The following is a 19,903-nucleotide window of genomic DNA, read 5'->3' on the forward strand; positions in this document are numbered from 1 at the left end:
GTGTGATATTTATTCATACTTTTATAGTAAGTACCAAACATAAGTATAAATAATAAGGAGGCGGCCATGCCCGGCTTTGAAATATTCGGAGATGAAGAACGAAAACAGGTCAACGATGTACTGGAAACAGGGGTCCTGTTCCGATACGGGTTTGAGGGCGCCAGAAACGGCCATTTCAAGGCGCTGGAATTTGAAAAAAAACTGGCAGATATCACCGGGGCTGGTTTCAGCCACCTCTGCTCTTCCGGCACCGCCGCCCTGTCCACGGCCCTGGCCGCCTGCGGCATCGGTGCCGGAGACGAGGTCATTGTACCGCCGTTTACCTTTGTGGCCACCTTTGAGGCAGTGATCCACGCCGGTGCGGTACCGGTTTTTGCCGATATCGATGAAACCCTCTGTCTGGATCCCGACCGCCTGGAACAATTCATTTCTCCCAGAACAAAAGCTGTGGTACCGGTGCACATGTGCGGCGCCATGGCCAGAATTGATGAAATCAAGGCCTTCTGCGATAAAAAGGGGCTGATCCTCCTTGAAGATGCCTGCCAGTCCCTGGGGGCCGCCTATAAGGGAAAACACCTGGGCACCTTCGGCCTGGCCGGCTGCTTTTCCTTTGACGCGGTAAAGACCGTGACCTGCGGCGAAGGCGGCGGTATCATCACCAGCGACGGGGATGTTTACAGCCGGTGCGACCAATACGCCGACCACGGCCACGACCATCTGGGCGGCCCTGACCGGGGCGCCGACGACCATCCCATCATCGGCACCAACTTCAGGATTTCCGAACTCAACGCCGCCGTGGGCCTGGCCCAGCTCAACAAACTGGATCAGATAATTGACACCCAGAGAAAAAACAAGGCCGCCATCAAGGATGCCATGGCCGACATCGGGGATGTCACCTTCAGGTATCTGCCCGATCCCACGGGGGATTCCGCCACATTCCTGAGCTTTTTTCTGCCCACGGAAAACCGGGCCCGGGAAATGGCAAAAAAACTGGCCGAAAATGGTGTGCCCTGCCCTTACTGGTATGACAACAACTGGCATTACTACAAAAAATGGCACCACCTTCAGGACATGAAACGGTCCGCCCCCCTTGCTTTTGAGCTGGCTGAGAATCTGCCCGACTATAAAAACCTGGTGCTGGAACAGACTGAAAATGTCATGAAGCGCACCCTTTCCATGCAGATCATGCTCTCCTGGACCAAGGAAGAAATCGACCAGCGCATCCAGGCCATTTACAACGCATTTAAAAATTAAGGATAGATATACGATGTTTAGAAATTTCAAACTCGTCCCCAACGTGATTTTCGGCCGGGGATGTTTTAACCAATTGGATGAAATCTTAGGAAACCAGCGGACCGCGAAGGATAGCTGGGCCGTTTTTGTGGTGGATGATGTATTCAAGGGCAAGGCGCTGGAAAAACGGATTCCCGCCCAGGCCAACGACCACATCCTATGGGTGAATGTGGATGACGAGCCCAAGACCGGATATGTGGATGCATTGACCCTGGAAGTCAAAGGGCTGCGCCCCACCCTGCCCTGCGCCGTTATCGGCATCGGCGGCGGCTCATCCATGGACCTGTCCAAGGCCATTTCACTGATGCTCACCAATGAAGGCTCCTCCACCCTTTACCAGGGATGGGATTTGATTAAACACCCGGCCATTTACCATGCCGCCGTGCCCACCCTTTCCGGCACCGGGGCCGAGGTATCCAGAACCGCCGTGCTCACCGGCCCTGAAAAGAAACTGGGACTCAACTCCGACTACACGGTATTCGACCAGGTGGTCCTGGACCCGGAACTCATTAAAGGGGTGCCCAAAGACCAGCATTTTTACACGGGAATGGACTGCTATATCCACTGCATCGAGTCCCTTGAGGGCACCTACCTCAACGAATTTTCCAAGGCCTACGGAGAAAAATCCCTGGACCTCTGCCGCCAGGTATTTTTGGACAACCATCCTGACGCAGACGACAAGCTCATGATGGCCTCTTTTTTCGGCGGAATGAGCATCGCCTATTCCCAGGTCGGGGCCTGCCACGCCCTCTCCTACGGTCTTTCCTATGTCCTGGGCACCCACCACGGGGTGGGCTGCTGCATCACCTTCGACACCCTGGACGAATATTACGCTGACGGGGTAAAAGAATTCAGGACCATGATGGAAAAGACCGGAGTGGATATTCCCCGGGGCCTGACTTCCGGCCTCACCGATGAGCAGATGGAAACCATGATCACTGTGGCCCTTGGCCTTGATCCCCTCTGGGAAAACTGCCTGGGCAGGGACTGGAAAACCATCATGACCCGCGACAAGGCCCGTTCCTTGTTCGAAAAGATGTAGACGCCATGCCCGTAGCCGTCATACCCGCACGATTCGGGTCCAGCAGACTCGAAGGAAAACCCCTGGTAAAAATCGCCGGCAAACCCATGATCCAGCGGGTTTACGAACAGGCGCAGCAGTCATCTGTGGTCAGCCGTACCGTGGTGGCCACGGATGACCAGCGCATCGTCAAGGCCGTGGAGTCCTTCGGGGGAGAAGCCCTCATGACCTCGGACACCTGCCGGTCCGGCACGGATCGGGTGGCTGAAACAGCAGAGCTGCTGGGCCTGGGTCCCGATGAAATTCTTATCAATATCCAGGGAGACCAGCCGGTATTCGATCCCCGGTGCCTGGATTACATGATCCGCCCCTTTGAAACGGAGAAAGACCTTTCCATGTCCACCCTGGCTTATAGGATTGAAGATCCCAGGGAGATCACCGATCCCAAGGATGTGAAAGTCGTCTTTGACAAAAATGGGTCTGCTCTTTACTTTTCCCGGGCCCAGATCCCCTTTCCCCGTGACGGCCAGACCGATGTGGACTATTACAAGCACCTGGGGTTCTACGCCTATACCAAACGGTTTCTGGACAAGATCATCACCCTGTCCACGGGTATCTGCGAAGAGGTGGAAAAACTGGAGCAGTTGAGAATCCTGGAACACGGGTATGCCATCAAGGTGGTGGTTTCCCCCTATGACTCCCCGGAAATCGATCTGCCCGAAGATATCAAACGCATCGAAGCGAGGCTTTCCTGATTGTCCCGGAGATCATTTTATAAAATCATCCACACCTCCGCCCGGACCCAGTGGGGGGATACGGAAAAAAGAATCCTCAGCGAATCCGTCTGGATGGAGGAACAGGGGCACCTGGTCATCATTATTGCGCCGTTAAACAGCCCCCTCTACCTTAAGGCCAGGGAAAAGGGAATCACCGTGCATCCCCTCTCCTTTCAGACCCTGGCCCAGGTAGGCGAATACGGCAGGATACGGCAGATCTTTGCCAATGAAAAACCCTTTGTGGTCAACTGCCACGGCCGGGCCGATGCCAGGATCGCCCTGAAAGCCGCCCAGAAAACAGGGGTTCCCTGCAGGATCATCACCCGCCACACCGGCGGGGCCCTGAAAAACACCTGGGCCAACAGGAAAATCTACAAGACGCTCAGCCATTACGTCTTTACCACGGCCAATGATACCACCCGGCACCTCCGGGATCTCTTCAACCTCTCTGAGATGGAAATTTTTTCCATCCCCGACGGGATTTCTGAACCCGACGGCCTGCCAGAAAACGATGATGCAAGAAAAAATCTGGCCCACGATTTCGGGCTCCCCGTGGACACCCGGTTCATTGGGATTCTTGGAAAGGTTCCTGAGCCAAAGGCCCTGGCTGCTCTGTTTAAAGCGGTTAAACTAAGCCCCCGGGCGGCATCCCGCCACCTGGTTTTCTTTGAAAAGGCAGAAAACAAAAACAAGGAGCGGATGGCCCAACTGGCCAGCGAACTGGGGATGGCCGGAAAGATTCACCACGCCCCCGGTACAGAAGAAGACTGCTGGGCCCTATACCGTGCCCTGGACTGTTTACTCTTTCCGGAGCCTCCGGCCGTTTACCCGGGTGTCCCCCTGGGAATGCTGGAAGCCCTGTATGCCGGCTGTCCGGTCATCGGCGCCGATTGCGGAGGCATCAGGGATATTATTGCCCATGAGAAAACCGGACTTTTGTTCACTCCGGGCCATGATTCTGAATTGGCAAAAATGACGGAAGCGGCCCTGGCAGATGAAACGTCAGCCCAAAAAAGGGCGGCAGTGGCCAGGGAGGTGGCAAAAAACAAATACACCATGGATGCCATGGGACGGGATCTTATCAGGATATACAGGCTTCGCCAGGTCAAGATCGAGCGGAGACTTCATTACAATTAAGCCTGGCGCTCTTTTTTTCTTCTGCAATTTCGTAATACAGGCGCTCATACCGGGCCGCAGTCTCATCCCAGGTATGGGCGCTTGCTGTTTCCCTGCCCTGCCGGCCGATCTCATCCCTAACCGTCTTGTTTTTAAGGTCTTTCAATATCCCCGGAAGCTGGTCCGGTGAATCAAACACAATGCCGTTCCGCCCCGAATCAATCAGGCATGAACACCCGGCAGCCCGGGAGGTAACCACCGGGATTCCGCACGCCATCGCCTCAAGCACGGTCATACCGAAGGCCTCTGCAAGGGAGGGTAGCACCAGCACATCTGCGAGGGCGTAATACCGGAGTACATTATCCGTCAGACCGGTAAACACCACCCGATCGCCCAGCCCGTATTCCGCCACAAGACGGGTGTAATGCTCCATTTTTTCCTGCCGTCCCACCACAAAAAGTTTCATTCCACGGTCAATGGCAGGGATAAGGTTGTCCAGCCCCTTGCGCCGGAATTCGGAACCCACAAAAAGCACGGCGGTCTCATCGGGTGCCAGTCCCTGTTCCCGCCTGGCCGACGCCCGCATGGCAGCAATTTTCAAAGGAGAGAACACATCAATATCCACCCCAGGAGGGATGACGCTAATGCCGCCAAAACGCCGGTGGCAATCCTGAAGATCCTCACGGATCACATCTGAAACGGCTACCAGGCGGCTGGATGACGCCTGCTGCCGTTCCATGTGAATATAGAGCCAGGCCCTGGGCGAAATAAAAAACTCATTAATTTTTTTCAACAGGGACATGGTTCCCATGCCCCGCATGAATGAAAAGGTATGAATCGTTGAGATATCACCACGGCATCCCTTATCGTGGGAATGGACCACATCATACATTTTTCCCTCCATCCGGGCCAAGACCCCCCTGGAAAAGGAATGCAGGGCAAGGACACTGGAAAACATCATTTTTTCAGGAATCCTGAAAACGGTCATCCCCCGGGTCAGGCTCCCATCAATTTCCCTGGCATACAGATCAATCTCATGCCCGTTTTCCACCATTCTTTGCGCGGCTTCAACGGCATACCGTTCAGCCCCGCCTGTGGCCACAAAATTTTTAATGATTAGGGCAATGCGCAGTGCTTTTTTCATTAAGGTCAGCCCTATATAGGGTACATATCGCCTTCAGGTGGGTAAATTTCAATGTTCTCATTTATTTTCCATATTATAGTTATCATTGCCAATATAGTATAAAAAACTGTATCTAGAAAATGAACAAAAACAGGTTGCACCAAGCCATTGACGAAAAACATTAAAATAAGGGCAATACAACATACGGCATGGCTTCTTATAAATTCATTTTTCCCGTATAAAATTAGCCTAATGCATGTGCTAATGGAAAATGCAAAAATTCCACAAAAAAATAAAATTCCAGTAACTCCGGTCCTTACACCGATATTCAATAACATATTGTGAGGCCACAAAAAATGCTCGTTAGTTTGATACTGTTCGGGTATCCTAAATAGATATTTATCCCTGCCTATTAAATCGGGATCTCTATAGGTATCCAAAGAAAATCCGGTTCCGACAATAGGGTGATCCTCTATGATCTCAAGCGAGAAAAAAATCAATGCCATCCTGGCATGGTCCTCGAATAATTTCGAGGGCTTAATTCTATCCTTTAAAGGGGTTTGTAAAGTGATACAGACAACGGCTACTGCGATAACAAACAATGTTTTTTTATTTTTCCAAAAAAGGATCGGCAGTGCGACACACAATGATAAAAAAGCACCCTTTGAATGTGTTAACAATACACCTGACAATAAAACCAGAATGGCTGCCACCAGTAGAATGCGATACCACATTTTTCGACTAATCTGAAACAACCAACCAGCCAATATGATACCCATAATCATTCCGAATGGCACAATATCAATAGCAATAGCAGAAAACCCTTGGCACAAGCGTGTATGAATTCCATGTCCTAGCATAAGATAAAAATAGATTAAAAGCCAAAGCGTAAAAATAAACTCTGAAACAACAATACAAACAGAAAGCAGAATGAGTTTTCTCTGGCTGAGAATAAAATTTACTAAGACAAGATATAAAAGCAAATACCTTATCAGATGCGAATAAAGAGCACGGATGCTATCCGGTTTATCCAGCGCAAAAAGGACACTGACCGCAGACCACGCTGAAAAAAAGAGCAAAGGATAAAACAGAGGAGATTTAACATATAATTGAACGCCGCCTTCTTTGGCTAATACGATTGTGATGCCTACCGCTGAATAAAAGAATAACTGCACCAAAAAATTATTATGGGGGAAAGGGTTAAAAAAGAGGCCCCCCATTATCAGAAATAATACGATACGCTCTTTTTCTATTTCTAATTCAATTTTCCTAAGCCTTTTAAGCTCTGATATCATCCTAACTCACCATCTTTTTTAAAACTAGTTGGAAAATCTTTTAACCGGATTGTCCTAAAAAAAGCAATCCAGGTCATTATTTTCACAACTCTTGGAAAACGAGCCAACAAATCCTTATCAATCAAAACAATATCATGCTGTTCTTTATTTCTGCCGTGGCCCAACATGACGTATCCCATCTTGTCTGCCAAGGCAATTACATCCTCTCTTGTTTTCTGGCCTTCCCAAAAGGCCTCATTTTCAACCTCAGCATGGATAAGCTTGACCTGCTCCCGGACATTTGTAATGCTTTGAAGCACTTCATAAGAGGCACCCTCAACGTCTATCCAAAGTGCAATACTGCCATTGACTTTCATTTCAGCCATTTTCGAATCAACTCGCACTCCATTTAGTTGAATCTTCGCCGGCTCTTTTTCAAGTGTCCTTGGGAAAGCAGAACTCATTCCACGGAGGTGCTCATCCTTTCCTTCTTGGTCAGACGCTTCTTGAATGAAAAATTCTTTTGGGCCATTTTCATTCCAAACAACCTCATTGAATATGGAGATATCTTCATTGCTAAAAAATGGGTTGCCAACGATCTGCGCATAATTATCTGGATTTGCTTCAAAGATAACGATCTGAGACGTGGGAAGTATTTTTTTAAACCTCAAAGCATCGGATCCATCCATCGATCCAATATCACAAATTACAGACGGCTTTATAAACCTCAACAAAAGATTGAACAAAAATTTTGTTCCCAATTCCATTATCATACACCCCGTTTAAAAATTTTTTTAAAAAAACTCTTAGTTCCAATTCTATTTTGCTTATCAGTACTCCAATTAGACTGTTCTACAATACCTAAATAGTTTTCTGAAAGTACGGTTTCATTTTCTCCAAGTCCTATGCTTTCATCAAATTGTTTTTTATAATGATAGACCTTAAACAATGGTTCTAAAGGTATGATGGGAATGACTCTGCTTTTTAAAAGATATTCCCCGTACCATAGTATTTCACATGGATAATTAGAGATCAATTCAATCATATTGGTTTTGTTTGGAACCACATACTCCTCATACAACGCCCGCCAGACTCTGGAAGACCAAACAACTGGTGTCGGACCAAAATCAAAACAGCACCCTGTCCGTTTAAAAATATCTTTGAAGAGTTCCCTCAATTCATAATAGTCTTTTATAATATTTTTTCGCCCCTGGCGGGCTGCAAAACTGAGCAGATCTTTAGATTGATGCAAAATTGTATATGGCGTATAATCGTCAACCAAAAAGTCCTTTAAAAAAAATGGACGAATAAAATAAGAATCTGAATCAATAATAAGGTAGTTTGGACTTATTTCCATTCTCCAGAATTCCGCTTTGATCAACTGTTGAACTAAATGGGGCGGAAGTTTTTCAACTTTCTTTTGAAGGTGTTCTTCTCCCCCCACAGTTTTGCTTGATATCTCTTCGTCGGTTAGAAGCCTTACATTGTAGCCTTGCAGCCTATTTTGGAATAATGGCAGTTCTTTGCACGGGCATGATAGATAGAACGGGATCCTATCTACATTGTACTTTTCCAGGCTATCAGCCAATTTGACGACCCGTTCAATATCGGGCGCATATGACTTACAAAAGATCGAAAACAAACAACTCAAATTTTACCTTCTATTTTTAACGAATTCGGATTGCATTGTATCTAAAAGCAACAATAACCAATAAAGGGTTATTGTTTGTATAAATAAAAACAAGCCTGATCTCCAAGCTTAAATTCGTTCAGGGTAATAGACCATTTTTTAAATTTATTTATCATTTTTTTTGTAAAAATACTTTTTTTACGAGAATAAGCAAATGATTCCTTGTCAAATAAAGCAATATCTTTCCTACATTGCTCGCTTCCCCAGAACTGAAACTCATTGGAATCGTACACTATACTCTTAACGCTGAACCCTGCGCTTTCCGCCAGTAATCTCATGCTATTCTCAGAATACAAAAACAAATGACGGGGCGCATCCAATTGAACCCAATCGGTTTTGTATTTCTGCCATATGAAATTCCCAAAAACAGGTATACGGATCATTACAAAACGATCATTCCTTAAGAGCTCAAACAACTTTTTCAACACACGTTCTGGCTCTGGCATATGTTCAAAGGAATGATGGAGCATTATATAGTCATATCTTCCATCAAGTTGTTCAAGATCTGATTTCAGAATTGACACCCCATTTTCATAAACGACTGTTTTAGAGATATATTTATCCAACCCGTAAAGGTTTTTAAAACCTTCTTTCTTTAACCGAATTAAAAAATTACCGGCCCCGCACCCGACATCAAGTATATTTGAATCCAGGTCTACGTTAACCCCTTTGAACCAATCAAAATACTCAGGGGGGCGATAAACTGCTTGCAATACAGATCGAAAAAAACCGTTACTGCCGAGACATGCCTTTGCTCTTTCTCGTTTTAAAAATGCTTTGACCCTATTATCTTTCAGTTTCGGCGGGTTCTGGAACGAATTGTAAGATTCATCATAATATCGCCCAAGGTCATCTGGGATATCCTTAATCTGCAATGTTCCGCAATGGGTGCATTCAAAGTATTCAAATGTTTCATCCATGCCGTACATGGTTTCACATAGTTTATGAATCAACAAATCTGAAGATTCGCCACAAATTCTACACGAACTCGCCATTACATTTCCTGAATTTTTTGATCACTGAGTTTAATGCCATTTTATATTTTATTTTCTTGACCGGATTTGTCGGATAGAACGATTTAGCCATCATATACCTTCTCATAAACCGGTAATAAATATTTTTACAAATATCACGATTTAGTTTGTTTTCTTCTTGAAGTTTGACATATTCTCTTAATATACTGAAGTTGCATTCCCTTATATGATAAAGTTGGAATCCCTCTGGGTGTTTCGCCTTTAGCAATTTTCTATTTGCCTTCATCAAATTGTGAACGCGGCGCTGAGCGTGACTCGAGAAACTTTTACCAGCCTTATGATAAATGAAAACCCCCTCTGTAATCATAATCTTATATCCCTTTTTAAGGACCTTTAATGAAAAATCGGTATCTTCATAATATCCTAATCCAAAAGATTCGTCTAACCCACCAAGTTGAGTATAAATATTTTTCTTGATTGCAACACAGCAAAAATCCAGACGTGGTGATTCAAAGCAATCTTCATTGGAATGACGGCACCAGGAATGTCCATCTTCTATAATTTTCTTAAAATCTGAAGCTTCTGAATATATTTTCTGTTCATTTCCGGCTTCATTGGTGACAGGCGCCAGCATCGCCCAAGTTTGATTTGAATCCAGCAAGGAAGATAGTTTTCCAATGGCATTGGGAGGAACAACTGTATCACTGTTTAATAAAACAACAATATCACCCTTTGCCCTCCTTACACCATCATTATTGCCGCCCGCAAATCCCCGGTTTTCTATATTTAAAATCAAACTAAGATTAGTATGCTTCAATGCCTTTTTTTTCAACATCTCAACGGTGTTGTCCTTGGAGTTGTTATCAACCACAATAATCTCAAATTCAGAATTGGACTCATCATCAAAGAGACTTTCCAGGCAGGGGCCCGTTGTTTCATCGTAATTATTATAACTGACAATTATTATGCTGGTTTTGGGAGGCACGTTTCAACAACTCCTATTATATTTTCAACTGCTCTTTCGACGGTAAAGAGTGAGGCAGAGGGCCTCGCTCTATTCAATTCATTTTTACGCCAAGCATTAATCAACATTTTAATCCCGGATTTAATTCCTTCAAAATCATCCGAATCTAACACAGGATTGTCGATAGAGCACATCAAAGAGGCTAATTCCGAGCGCTTGGATGCAATGCAGGCAATAGGTCTTCGGACCAATAAATACTCATAGAGTTTTGAAGGGATATACTCTTCACCTATTTTCGACTCTCCATGAACCAAAACGAGAACATCGCAAAGGTGCATTTTCTCAAACACCCGCTGTCGACCAGTTTTACCGGTGAAGTGGTCAAACTCAAGCCGACCATGTTCGCAAACAACTTTTTCTAATGAAAATCTATCTACCGCGGCTCTAGAAATACCGTCAAGGGCTGTCCCATAAACATCTAAAACTACCTTCTCTCTCAAGGCCGGATCTTCATCAAAAAGAGCGCCGAGAACCGCCATCAAAATATACAAATTCCGATCCTCCGCCAGAGATCCAAAGTGACCGAAGTGAATTTGATTGCGCTTCTCATACCTCACCTTCTTGATACTCGGAGGAGAGGCGCCAGGGCGTAAGACATGACCTTTCCCGTATATACCGGTACGCGCTTCAGCCCGTTCACATGCACTGTGTGTAAAATAAAAAACGGCACACGCATTTTCAAACACTGTCTTCTCAAGCCACTTGTGAAAAGCATATCGTTGATATTTTTTCTCCCCATGATCAGAAATCAACGGATCATGGATTTCCGCAAGCCAAGGAATTGCAAACAGTTTGTTTAGGATAAACCCTGCTAAATGGGTACTACTAGGCCCTGCTGTTGTATAGATTAATTCGGGCTTGTTTCTTTTTATTAGGCCAAATCCTTTAATGCTTGCGCTAAGAAACCACGACCAGTGGCTATCCAAATTTATAAAAATTTTTTCAAGCAGTAGGAAAGGTAAACATATAATAGTGACTAATGCTTTCAAAAGCCGGGCTCTTGAACTATTAAAATATTTTTTTTCTATTATTTTCCTAGTTTCAAAATTGAAGCCGGATGGAGCCATAGAAATGACTTGGTAGTGAGGAAAAGCTTTATCTTTTGTCCCTGTAGGGGCACTAATGACTAACGGCTGGATCCCATCTCGCATAAGATACGGAATTTTATCGGTTATGGTCTGACTCGCTGCCCTTCCATCCATATTAAAACAATGCGATAGAATCAACCATTTTCTATGGTATAATTCCTCATTTTTTTTATTACGCCCCAAAAGATGTCCTTCTGTTCAAATCCCAAACAACAAAAAAATGCATTAACTCAAACCAACTATGTTTCATACACTGTCTTCGAAAAATAGTTTAAACAATTTATCACAAAATGCATCTTTTATCTCTGAATAAGATACTCTGTCAAAATAATATCCAGTCACGCTTTTGCCTAAAAACCGGGATTTCTGGACAACTGACTAAGAGTTAGTTACGGGAAATCTTAGAGAGGTTTTTAATACATGCAAATCCTCTTTTACAGTGTCTTAAATCAATACCTCCTAATGTTACCCCCCTTCTTATTTCCGCCAGTAAACACCTGTCCAGTCAATGCTTTCTATAGGGCTTTCAATTTTGTGCTCTTTACGATAGATATCCACAGCCTTTTTACAAGGTGGATGAACATAATCGTCAATAATACAAAATCCGCCATCAGATAATTTAGGATATAGATTTGTAATGGCATCCATGGTGGATTCATACATGTCACCGTCAATCCTTAAAACAGACAGTTTATCAATAGGCGCCGTGGGCAGAGTATCTTTAAACCAGCCTTTAAGGAAATGAACATTCTCATCAAGCAATCCATATTTTTCAAAATTTGACTTAACGATGTCCTCTGAAACTGCAAGGAAATCCTCTGTATAGTGTATATCTCCAATGTCTAGAGGATATTTTTCTTCATCAGGTTTAGGAAGGCCTTCAAACGAGTCTGCAACATACACAATCCGATCAGAAATATTGTAAGACTTCAAAATAGCTTTCATAAGTATTACAGCACCTCCCCGCCAAACTCCTGTTTCAATAAAATCTCCTTTAATATCCTCTTTCAGTACTGTTTCAACGCAATACTGGATATTGTCCAAACGTTTTCTGCCAACCATAGATTCCCCATACCGTGGCCATACTTTGCCATCCTCTTTATCTGACTCATTAGATTTCGGTAATTTAACAATCTGATAATTAAATAGTCTGAAAAATTTAACCAGTGTTAATAAAAAAGTTCTATGAACTTTGCTCTTTTTGTATGCAAAGGTTTCAATCGGCATACCAGGTTCATCCCATAGGGCAAAATTAAGCGTATCTTTTAATAATTCTAAATATAAATTTTTCGTTTTCATATATAATGATTTCCAAAATTATGTAAGTTATCTGAATAGATCTCAATCGCAAAACAAGCAATCTTTTTAGGATATCATTAAAGCTATTGTCAAGGAGAGATTCTATGTAGCCTTAAATTATTATTTGCATTTAACTATAGTTCGGGCTCTGATCGTCCAATTCAGCTCAGGCGACTTATTTATAATCACTCTTTTTTATTTCTAAAAAAGAATCAATCCCATTCTTCTTTAAATAAAGCTTGGCATACTTATAGAAGGTACCCTGAAAATTGCCGAATGCGATCATGAATCCCGGCCAGCCATCCAGAATACCAAGTTTCAGAATATAGATGGTAAAGGCAGACCAGAATCCGTGGGCCAATGCTTTGAACATACCTGCGGATTTTCCGGCTTCCGCCAGTTTCTCCGCCCCCAGCGTGGAATAGCGGTTGGATTTGTGGATCACCTCTTCCAGATTCTTATAGGGAATCTGAAGGATATTGGATTTAAAATGCCCACAGGGCCGGTCGCTGACCACCCGGTAGCGTTCATGAACGGCGTCGGGCTCAAAGACCAATACCCCTTTTCGGAAAAGCTGGGGCTGCCTGTAATCGGGGTAAAAACCGGCATGGCGGATCCACCGGCCCATGAAAAAATTACGTCTAGGCACATAGTAGGCGTCCATACTGCCGGGATCATTGATGATTGACAGAATCTCCTGCCGGGCCGCTTCGGTACACCGTTCATCGGAATCCAGGCTGAAAATCCAGTCATGGGAACAGGCGGCAATGGCATCGTTCCTCAGCTTCCCAAACCCCTTAAAGGGAATCTGAACCACCCGTGCGCCATGGGCTTCAGCGATTTCAACGGTCCCATCAGTGCTGTTTGAATCCGCCACCACGATTTCATCTGCCCAGGCAACGCTTTTCAGGGCGTCCCTAATCTTGTCTGCTTCATTGAATGCGATTATATAAACGGATAATTTATTCACTGTCATATCCTTGCGCACCGGCATCTTCATCTGACGCAGCAAGACTGTCCAGTCCCAGCCGGCAATAATAGGTTTCAGAACGCTCTGAAATTTCCAAAAGGGCGTCATTTTCTTCCAATTTATCCCGGGAATTCTCCCGGTGCCACAGATGGTAGCAGATGGCACGGAAAGGGTGCTCCCTGCGCGTCAAGCCGTAGCGAAAGAGCCGGACCACAAATTCTGTATCCTCCCGCCCCCACCCCACGAAAGCCTGGTTGAAACCGTTCACGGCCACCATATCCTCCCGGAAAATACCCATGTTGCAGCTGCGGATCCCAGAGAGTTTTTTTACCGTATAGGCTGGTAGAAAGGGCACCCTGACAATGTGGTGGCCGTTGGAAATGTCTTTCCCCAAAACAAGTCCCATGAGGCGGAGGAGTGATCCCATGTCCCTGTGATCAAACTCTTCCACCTGCTTTTCATTGACCAGCACCCGTTTTCCCTGAAAAAAACTGCCGGGCCGTGCAAGGGCCATGTGGTCGGCCACAAAATGCCTTTCAGGGATACAGTCGCCGTCCAGGAGGATTAGATAATCCCCTTCAGCGGCCAGGACCGCCTTATTCCGGATTCTTGCCGCCCGGAACCCCTCATCCGCCTGCCACACATGGGATATGGAAATATCCTGCCTGGCCAGGTAGGGGGAGAGCATCTCTTCGGTTTGAGGGCCGGAACCGTCATCGGCCACGATAATGTCATGGGGCAGGCAGGTCTGGCCAAGCAGGCCGTCCAGCACTTTTTTCAAGGCATCAGGCCGGTTATAGGTGGTCACAATCACCGAGGCTCTCATGGCCGGTTCTCCCGGATTTTCCCATATACCTCGTCAACGGAAAGATCCGCCATGCATTGGAATCGGTTTGCTTCGCAGGGATGTTTGGCATAGCAGGGAGAACAGGGCAGGTCCTTTTGAATCACGGTGTGCATCTTTCCGTAGGGTCCGGTCCGTATGGGGTTGGCCGGTCCGAAGATGGCAAACACCGGTACATTCAGCGCTGCAGCCATGTGCATGGGGCCGGTATCGTTGCAGATAAAAAATTCAGCCCCCCCAATAACCGGCAGCAATTCTTTTAATCCTGTCTGTCCGGCAATGGAGATGGCATTGCCCTGGGAATGGGCAACTGTAATTTCTGCAATTTCTGCTTCGGCCGCTGATGCGATGACCACCACGGGCAGCTCCAGCCGTGCGGCCAGGGCGCCGAATTTTTCAGCAGGCCACCGGTTGGCAGGTTTCCCTGCAGAGGGGCTCATTACCGCATAGCGGGGCGGCAGGATCTTGCAGACCGGGGGATGCGGATCATAGGGTGCAAAGGGATAGACCACCTCATCGGTTCGGCAGCCCAGAAATCCTGCCAGCTTGAGGTAGCGGTCTATGGCATGGATTTTCATGGATCCGTGGACCTTATGGGTATAGAATAAAGGGCTTCCTTCGTCTGATTCCCTGAATCCCAGGCGAACAGGTGCCTTTGAAAATCCAGAAATCAAGCCGGACCGGAACAGACCGGACAGGTCAATACAGACATCGTAATTCTGCTTCCCCAGATCCCGGCGAAGCTGATTGATCTCCCCCAGGGTCTGCCTGAGATTGGAAAATCTTTTCCACTGGTCCTTTTTGATCACCCATAACCGGTTAATCATGGGATGGCCTTCAAGAAATTTGTGGAGGCCGTGGGCCACCACCCAGTCGATCCTGGCCCTTGGAAATTTTCCTTTCAGGGCGCTGAGTACCGGAAGGGAATGGACGATGTCTCCCAATGCACTGGGTTTTACGATTAAAATCCGATTAATGGGGCCGGACAGGTTTCCACTGCCATCCACAACAGGCTTAACCACGGTATCCCCCTTTCTCCATCAGCATACAGCAGGCATCCAGCACCCGGCCCACACCGATCCGTTCCATACACCTGTGATCGATGGGGCACTCCTTTTTCAGGCAGGGACTGCAATGGACAGGTTCCCTGACCATGATGCTGTTTGGGTTCGACGGAGCCGTTGCAATAAAATCCGTTGAACCGATCACCGCCACCTGGTTCACCTTGAGTGCGGCGGCGGCATGCATGAGTCCGGAATCGTTTGTGACAAAAAGGTCGCATGCCCCGATGAGGGCAAAGGCTCTGGCCAGGCTCGTTTTACCGGCCATATTCACACATGCCCCCTGCGACATGGCTGAAATCTTTTCTCCCAGGTCATAATCAGAAGCCCCCCCGAAAATGATCACCTTGGTATTGTATTTCTCCGCCAGCGCCCCGGCCAGTTCTGCATACCGCTCCGGAAACCAGCGTTTGGCGGTTCCGCCCGTAGCTCCTGGATTGATACCGATAACCGGCATGCCCGATCCGGACAGATCTTTTTCCGCCAGCAGACTTTGGGCCCAGGTTCTATCTTCGGCAGAGACATGCAATTCCAGGTCTCTGCTGTCGGCCCTCAATCCCGCCCGGGTAAGAATGGCAATATAATAATCAATGAGATGGCCCTTTTTCAGGGCCGGATCCATCTTGATACAACGGTTAAGCAGCAGAGTTCTGGCATCTGTATCGTAGCCCAGCCGCTCGGGTACCCCTGCCAGGAATGCCAGCAATGCCGCCTCAAAGGCGTTCTGCATGAGGATGGCCAGGTCAAAATTCTTTCTGCGGATATCCCGGGCCAACCTCAGAGTGCCCGCCCCCATTTTATGGCGTCCGCCATTCTCATAGATCATAACCTCATCCACATGGGGGTTGGATTCATATACCGGCACCACCCAGGGTTTGGCCAATACAGCGATATGGGCTTGGGGGAAATTTTTACGCACCGCCCGGATCACGGGGGTGGTCATGATGGCGTCCCCCACCCAGTTGGCGGCCCGGATCAGGATCCTACCCCGACTTCTGTCGTCGAATTTGATGAATTTCATATTTTTTTAGGCCAGGGGCTATAGTTTTTGGTTTTCCAACGGTTGTGGACCCAAAAATATTGATCAGGATATTTTTTCACCATGGATTCAATGGCATCGTTGTAATTCTGTGTGTTTATTTCAAGATCCTTAATGTTGTCATTGGTCTCAACCAACTGTATTTCAGGTAAAAACTCGATAAGGTATTCTCTGCTTTTCCGGACCGTATACATTGGGATAACTGGAGCCTTGGTTCTCAAAGCTAACATGGCAAGCCCTTTATTAGTACAGGCGGGTCTGCCGAAAAATTCGACAAAAGCCCCTTTATACCAATCTACATTCTGATCCAACAATGTTCCCACCACACCACCAGATTTCAGAACATCATTAATTGTATCCGATGCCCCGATGATGGGTATCATGGTCACCCCGAACCGCTGCCGCATACTCCGGATCAACCGGTCCAGGGGAGAAAAATCCAGAGCGCGGTAAACAGCATATCCCCTGAAGCCGGTTTCGTCGATGGCCGGTATCAGCATTTCAAAATTCCCCATGTGGCAGGTGACCACAATGACGCCCCGGCCTTTGGCATGGGCCTGTTTAACATGCTCCAATCCCTTTATGGTGAAATGGGAAAGGAACGCTTCCTTGCTGAATTTCTGGGCCCAGGCCACTTCAAACAGGATGGATGCAATATTTTTAAACACCCGCTTACCCATGGCCTCAATCTGGGCCTGGTTCATCTCATCTCCAAAGCACCGGGTCAGGTTGTCCAGGGTTATCTTCCTGTGCCGGCGGTCGATTCTGAACCAGAGCAGCCCGATGAGATCGGCACAGAAATCAGCCGCCCATACGGGAATCCTGCCAAGCATCATCACCAACAGCATGAGGAGCCGGTATATTTGATCGTCGTTCATAAATTCAATTTCGATTTAAAAAATTGTTTAAACCCATCCTCGTTGTCAAACCCCATCCGGACACCGATCACCCCCAGATCCATTTCCCAGTCAAAGCCGGGGTCCATTTTGGTGTGGTCCTTTTCCGTGGTGAGCACCATATCTGCCCCAAGGGTTCGGGCGTGGGCCTTTACCGCCTCAAAATCAGCCCTGTTATACCTGTAATGGTCCTGAAATTCAAGGTGGGCAAGAATCTGCACCCTTAGGCCGGCAACGGTATTTCTAAATGCATGGTTTTGGGCGATTCCCGAAAACAATACTGCTTTTTTCCCCTTAAGGCCCTCTACTCTTGGTTGTATATCAAGGTTAGGAGGACAGGCCGACCATCTGGCCAAGAAGGGCTGATGCCGGGTATAAAATATAGGGTGATCCGGAAAGTAATCTTCTACCTCGTGGATCCTTTTTTCTGCAGCACCCTTATTTCCGGATATCGGGCACCGGGTCAAAACGATACCGTCAATCCGCTCACGGGCCATGGCCGGGGTCTCCCGCAGGCGCCCGGCCGGCAGCATCCGACCGTTACCCAAAGGCCTGTCATGGTCAAACAGGACCAGGTTTAGCTCCCTGGCAAGGGCCAGATGCTGGAATCCGTCATCCAGGATAATTACGTCGGGATGAAAGGTGTCAACGGCCAACCGGCCGGCCGTATACCGTTTTCTGCCCACCACCACAGGAAACCGCTTTTTCATGGCCATCATAAAGGGTTCATCACCTGCCGCCTGCGCATCCATAAGTACCTGGCCGCCGTCACCGACCACTGCGGCAGCCTCCTTATAATTCCCGCCATAACCGCGACTGACCACCACCGGCCGATATCCCATGTCGATCAACAGCTCAGCCAGATAAATGGTCATGGGGGTTTTACCCGATCCTCCGGCTGTGATATTGCCAATGGAGATTACCGGGCAGGGCAGTTTTTTTTGTTTTAAAATCCCGGCCCAGTACATGGCCAGTCGGATCCCCGTCATGGCCTGGTAAACATAGGAAACAGCGACTAAAACGCCTTCCAGGGAAAAAACGCCAGGCCGGTATTCCCGGTCCGATATCTCGGTGATTCTTTTTTCCAGGTATTTAAGAAAAGATTTAATGGAGAAAACCATGATCCAGCCTTTTGATCATTCTATCCAGGGCGCCGACATTATTTAAAAACACCTTTAGGGCCGCCTCGCCCATGGCCCGGCACCGCCCGGCATCGGCCAGCATCGCCCCAGCCCTTTCCGCCAGCGCCCCGGAGCCATCCACCCTTTCAGCCCCGCCGCCATCCAGAAGCAGTCTTTCCATCTCACTGAAATCCGTCATATGAGGACCGAAGAGTACTGGTTTGGCAAACATGGCAGGTTCCAGGGGGTTATGGCCTCCGCAGGAAACAAGGGAGCCCCCGACAAAGGCAAAATCGCACAGGGCATAGGCCATGGCCAGTTCTCCCATACTGTCGATAAAAAGAATATCCGCCCCGGATTTCTCGGGCCCGGAATCCGATAGGCGAGCAGTGGCAAATGGTGCCAAGTGCTGTTCTTTGAGCAATTGCCCGGTCCGGTTGGGGTCCCTGGGGGCGATGATCAACCGGAGTTCAGGGCAATTTTCTTTTATTTTGGAAAATGCCTCCACCACCATGGCCTCTTCACCGGGGTGGGTGGAGCCGGCAATCCATACGGGTTGCCCGGTCCGGATGCCGAACCTTTCCCTGAGCTTCTCCAATTCCGTCGGGGAGATCTCGGGCCTGGGCTGGTCAAACTTCATATTGCCGGTAACACTGATACGGGCTTCGGAAACCCCAAGCCGCCTGAACCCCGCTGCGTCCTCCCGGGTCTGGGCCATGATATGGGAGAGGCCGGAAAAAAAAAGGACAGTGGCCCGGCCCAGGCGCAGGTAACCTTTTAAGGAGCGGGGTGAAATTCTTGCATTGACCAGAACCACCGGTATCTGTTTTCCTTTCATGATGGAGAGGAACCCCGGCCAAAGATCAGTTTCCACAAGGCAGACCAGATCCGGCCGAACCCTGCCGGCCACAGCCAGAACCGCCCCCCATAAGTCAAAGGGGAAATATCCCAATCCATGGAGTGGAGACCCTTCTTTTTCAGGGCCCATCAGGCGCCGGGCCGTTTCAAATCCCGTCCGGGTCGAGGCGGTGAAAATGATCTGGGCATTAGGCTTTTCCTCTTTCATCCGCCGGACAAAGGGGAGGGCGGAATTCACTTCCCCCACGGAGAGGGCATGAATCCATATCCGGTATGCTCCCGATTTTTTCTTTGGAATGCCCGTAAACATGCCCAGGCGCTGCAGCAGATTGGCCCGGCGTTTTTCAGATGCCAGCCAAACCAGGGGCAGAAAAGGAAGGACCAGCAAAAAAACAAGGCTGGCAGCGATGTGGTAAAGAATCATCATTTCTTCTCT

Annotated in this window: 19 protein-coding genes; 4 read left to right on the top strand and 15 right to left on the bottom strand. The window is 47.6% G+C overall.

Going from position 1 to position 19,903, the window contains the following annotated elements:
• Positions 1 to 66 precede the first annotated feature (66 nt).
• The 4 genes from HUN04_06575 to HUN04_06590 all read left to right on the top strand — a co-directional run bounded on the left by HUN04_06575 (position 67) and on the right by HUN04_06590 (position 4,227).
• On the top strand, positions 67 to 1,254 hold the full coding sequence (locus tag HUN04_06575) for a DegT/DnrJ/EryC1/StrS family aminotransferase (GenBank protein ID WDP89405.1): 1,188 nt from the start codon (positions 67 to 69) through the stop codon (positions 1,252 to 1,254).
• A gap of 13 nt (positions 1,255 to 1,267) precedes the next feature.
• Complete coding sequence (locus tag HUN04_06580) at positions 1,268 to 2,335, top strand: iron-containing alcohol dehydrogenase (protein ID WDP89406.1); 1,068 nt, start codon at positions 1,268 to 1,270, stop codon at positions 2,333 to 2,335.
• Positions 2,336 to 2,340: 5 nt separating this feature from the next.
• Complete coding sequence (gene kdsB, locus HUN04_06585; protein WDP89407.1) at positions 2,341 to 3,069, top strand: 3-deoxy-manno-octulosonate cytidylyltransferase; 729 nt, start codon at positions 2,341 to 2,343, stop codon at positions 3,067 to 3,069.
• A 93-nt stretch (positions 3,070 to 3,162) separates the two neighbouring features.
• Entirely contained in the window at positions 3,163 to 4,227 is a 1,065-nt protein-coding gene (locus HUN04_06590; protein WDP93185.1) for a glycosyltransferase, read from the top strand.
• Here HUN04_06590 and HUN04_06595 read toward each other — a convergent pair.
• The 15 genes from HUN04_06595 to HUN04_06665 all read right to left on the bottom strand — a co-directional run bounded on the left by HUN04_06595 (position 4,196) and on the right by HUN04_06665 (position 19,894).
• Entirely contained in the window at positions 4,196 to 5,350 is a 1,155-nt protein-coding gene (locus HUN04_06595; GenBank protein ID WDP89408.1) for a glycosyltransferase family 4 protein, read from the bottom strand. The two genes, HUN04_06590 and HUN04_06595, sit on opposite strands and share 32 nt — an antisense overlap.
• A gap of 11 nt (positions 5,351 to 5,361) precedes the next feature.
• Positions 5,362 to 6,624: an O-antigen ligase family protein gene (locus tag HUN04_06600; protein ID WDP89409.1), complete on the bottom strand. Its 1,263-nt coding sequence runs from the start codon at positions 6,622 to 6,624 to the stop codon at positions 5,362 to 5,364.
• Positions 6,621 to 7,370 (bottom strand): FkbM family methyltransferase, encoded by a 750-nt coding sequence (locus HUN04_06605; protein ID WDP89410.1) that lies wholly within the window; start codon positions 7,368 to 7,370, stop codon positions 6,621 to 6,623. Before HUN04_06605 ends, HUN04_06600 begins: the two co-directional genes overlap by 4 nt.
• Before the next feature lie 2 nt (positions 7,371 to 7,372).
• A complete protein-coding gene (locus HUN04_06610) occupies positions 7,373 to 8,191 on the bottom strand; it encodes a hypothetical protein (GenBank protein ID WDP89411.1) in 819 nt (272 codons plus the stop codon).
• Between the two features lie 131 nt (positions 8,192 to 8,322).
• Positions 8,323 to 9,288, bottom strand: a complete 966-nt coding sequence (locus HUN04_06615; protein WDP89412.1) for a class I SAM-dependent methyltransferase — start codon at positions 9,286 to 9,288, stop codon at positions 8,323 to 8,325.
• Positions 9,272 to 10,252, bottom strand: coding sequence for a glycosyltransferase family 2 protein (locus HUN04_06620; protein ID WDP89413.1), 981 nt, complete (start codon positions 10,250 to 10,252; stop codon positions 9,272 to 9,274). Before HUN04_06620 ends, HUN04_06615 begins: the two co-directional genes overlap by 17 nt.
• Positions 10,231 to 11,562 (bottom strand): hypothetical protein, encoded by a 1,332-nt coding sequence (locus HUN04_06625; GenBank protein ID WDP89414.1) that lies wholly within the window; start codon positions 11,560 to 11,562, stop codon positions 10,231 to 10,233. The genes HUN04_06620 and HUN04_06625 overlap by 22 nt, the downstream gene beginning before the upstream one ends.
• A gap of 294 nt (positions 11,563 to 11,856) precedes the next feature.
• A complete protein-coding gene (locus tag HUN04_06630; protein ID WDP89415.1) occupies positions 11,857 to 12,678 on the bottom strand; it encodes a class I SAM-dependent methyltransferase in 822 nt (273 codons plus the stop codon).
• A gap of 175 nt (positions 12,679 to 12,853) precedes the next feature.
• Positions 12,854 to 13,648: a glycosyltransferase family 2 protein gene (locus HUN04_06635; protein WDP89416.1), complete on the bottom strand. Its 795-nt coding sequence runs from the start codon at positions 13,646 to 13,648 to the stop codon at positions 12,854 to 12,856.
• Positions 13,641 to 14,474, bottom strand: a complete 834-nt coding sequence (locus HUN04_06640) for a glycosyltransferase family 2 protein (GenBank protein WDP89417.1) — start codon at positions 14,472 to 14,474, stop codon at positions 13,641 to 13,643. The genes HUN04_06635 and HUN04_06640 overlap by 8 nt, the downstream gene beginning before the upstream one ends.
• Positions 14,471 to 15,499 carry a glycosyltransferase family 9 protein gene (locus HUN04_06645; protein ID WDP93186.1) on the bottom strand — a complete coding sequence of 343 codons (1,029 nt, stop codon included), beginning with the start codon at positions 15,497 to 15,499 and terminating at the stop codon, positions 14,471 to 14,473. Before HUN04_06645 ends, HUN04_06640 begins: the two co-directional genes overlap by 4 nt.
• Positions 15,500 to 15,506: 7 nt before the next feature.
• On the bottom strand, positions 15,507 to 16,574 hold the full coding sequence (gene waaF / locus HUN04_06650) for a lipopolysaccharide heptosyltransferase II (GenBank protein ID WDP89418.1): 1,068 nt from the start codon (positions 16,572 to 16,574) through the stop codon (positions 15,507 to 15,509).
• On the bottom strand, positions 16,571 to 17,470 hold the full coding sequence (locus tag HUN04_06655; GenBank protein WDP89419.1) for a lysophospholipid acyltransferase family protein: 900 nt from the start codon (positions 17,468 to 17,470) through the stop codon (positions 16,571 to 16,573). The genes waaF and HUN04_06655 overlap by 4 nt, the downstream gene beginning before the upstream one ends.
• The gene (gene lpxK, locus HUN04_06660) at positions 17,467 to 18,609 is read right to left on the bottom strand and encodes a tetraacyldisaccharide 4'-kinase (GenBank protein ID WDP89420.1); all 1,143 of its coding nucleotides are present in this window, start codon (positions 18,607 to 18,609) and stop codon (positions 17,467 to 17,469) included. The genes HUN04_06655 and lpxK overlap by 4 nt, the downstream gene beginning before the upstream one ends.
• Entirely contained in the window at positions 18,593 to 19,894 is a 1,302-nt protein-coding gene (locus HUN04_06665) for a 3-deoxy-D-manno-octulosonic acid transferase (protein ID WDP89421.1), read from the bottom strand. Before HUN04_06665 ends, lpxK begins: the two co-directional genes overlap by 17 nt.
• Positions 19,895 to 19,903: the final 9 nt, after the last annotated feature.

This window comes from Desulfobacter sp. (assembly GCA_028768525.1).
Classification (GTDB): domain Bacteria; phylum Desulfobacterota; class Desulfobacteria; order Desulfobacterales; family Desulfobacteraceae; genus Desulfobacter.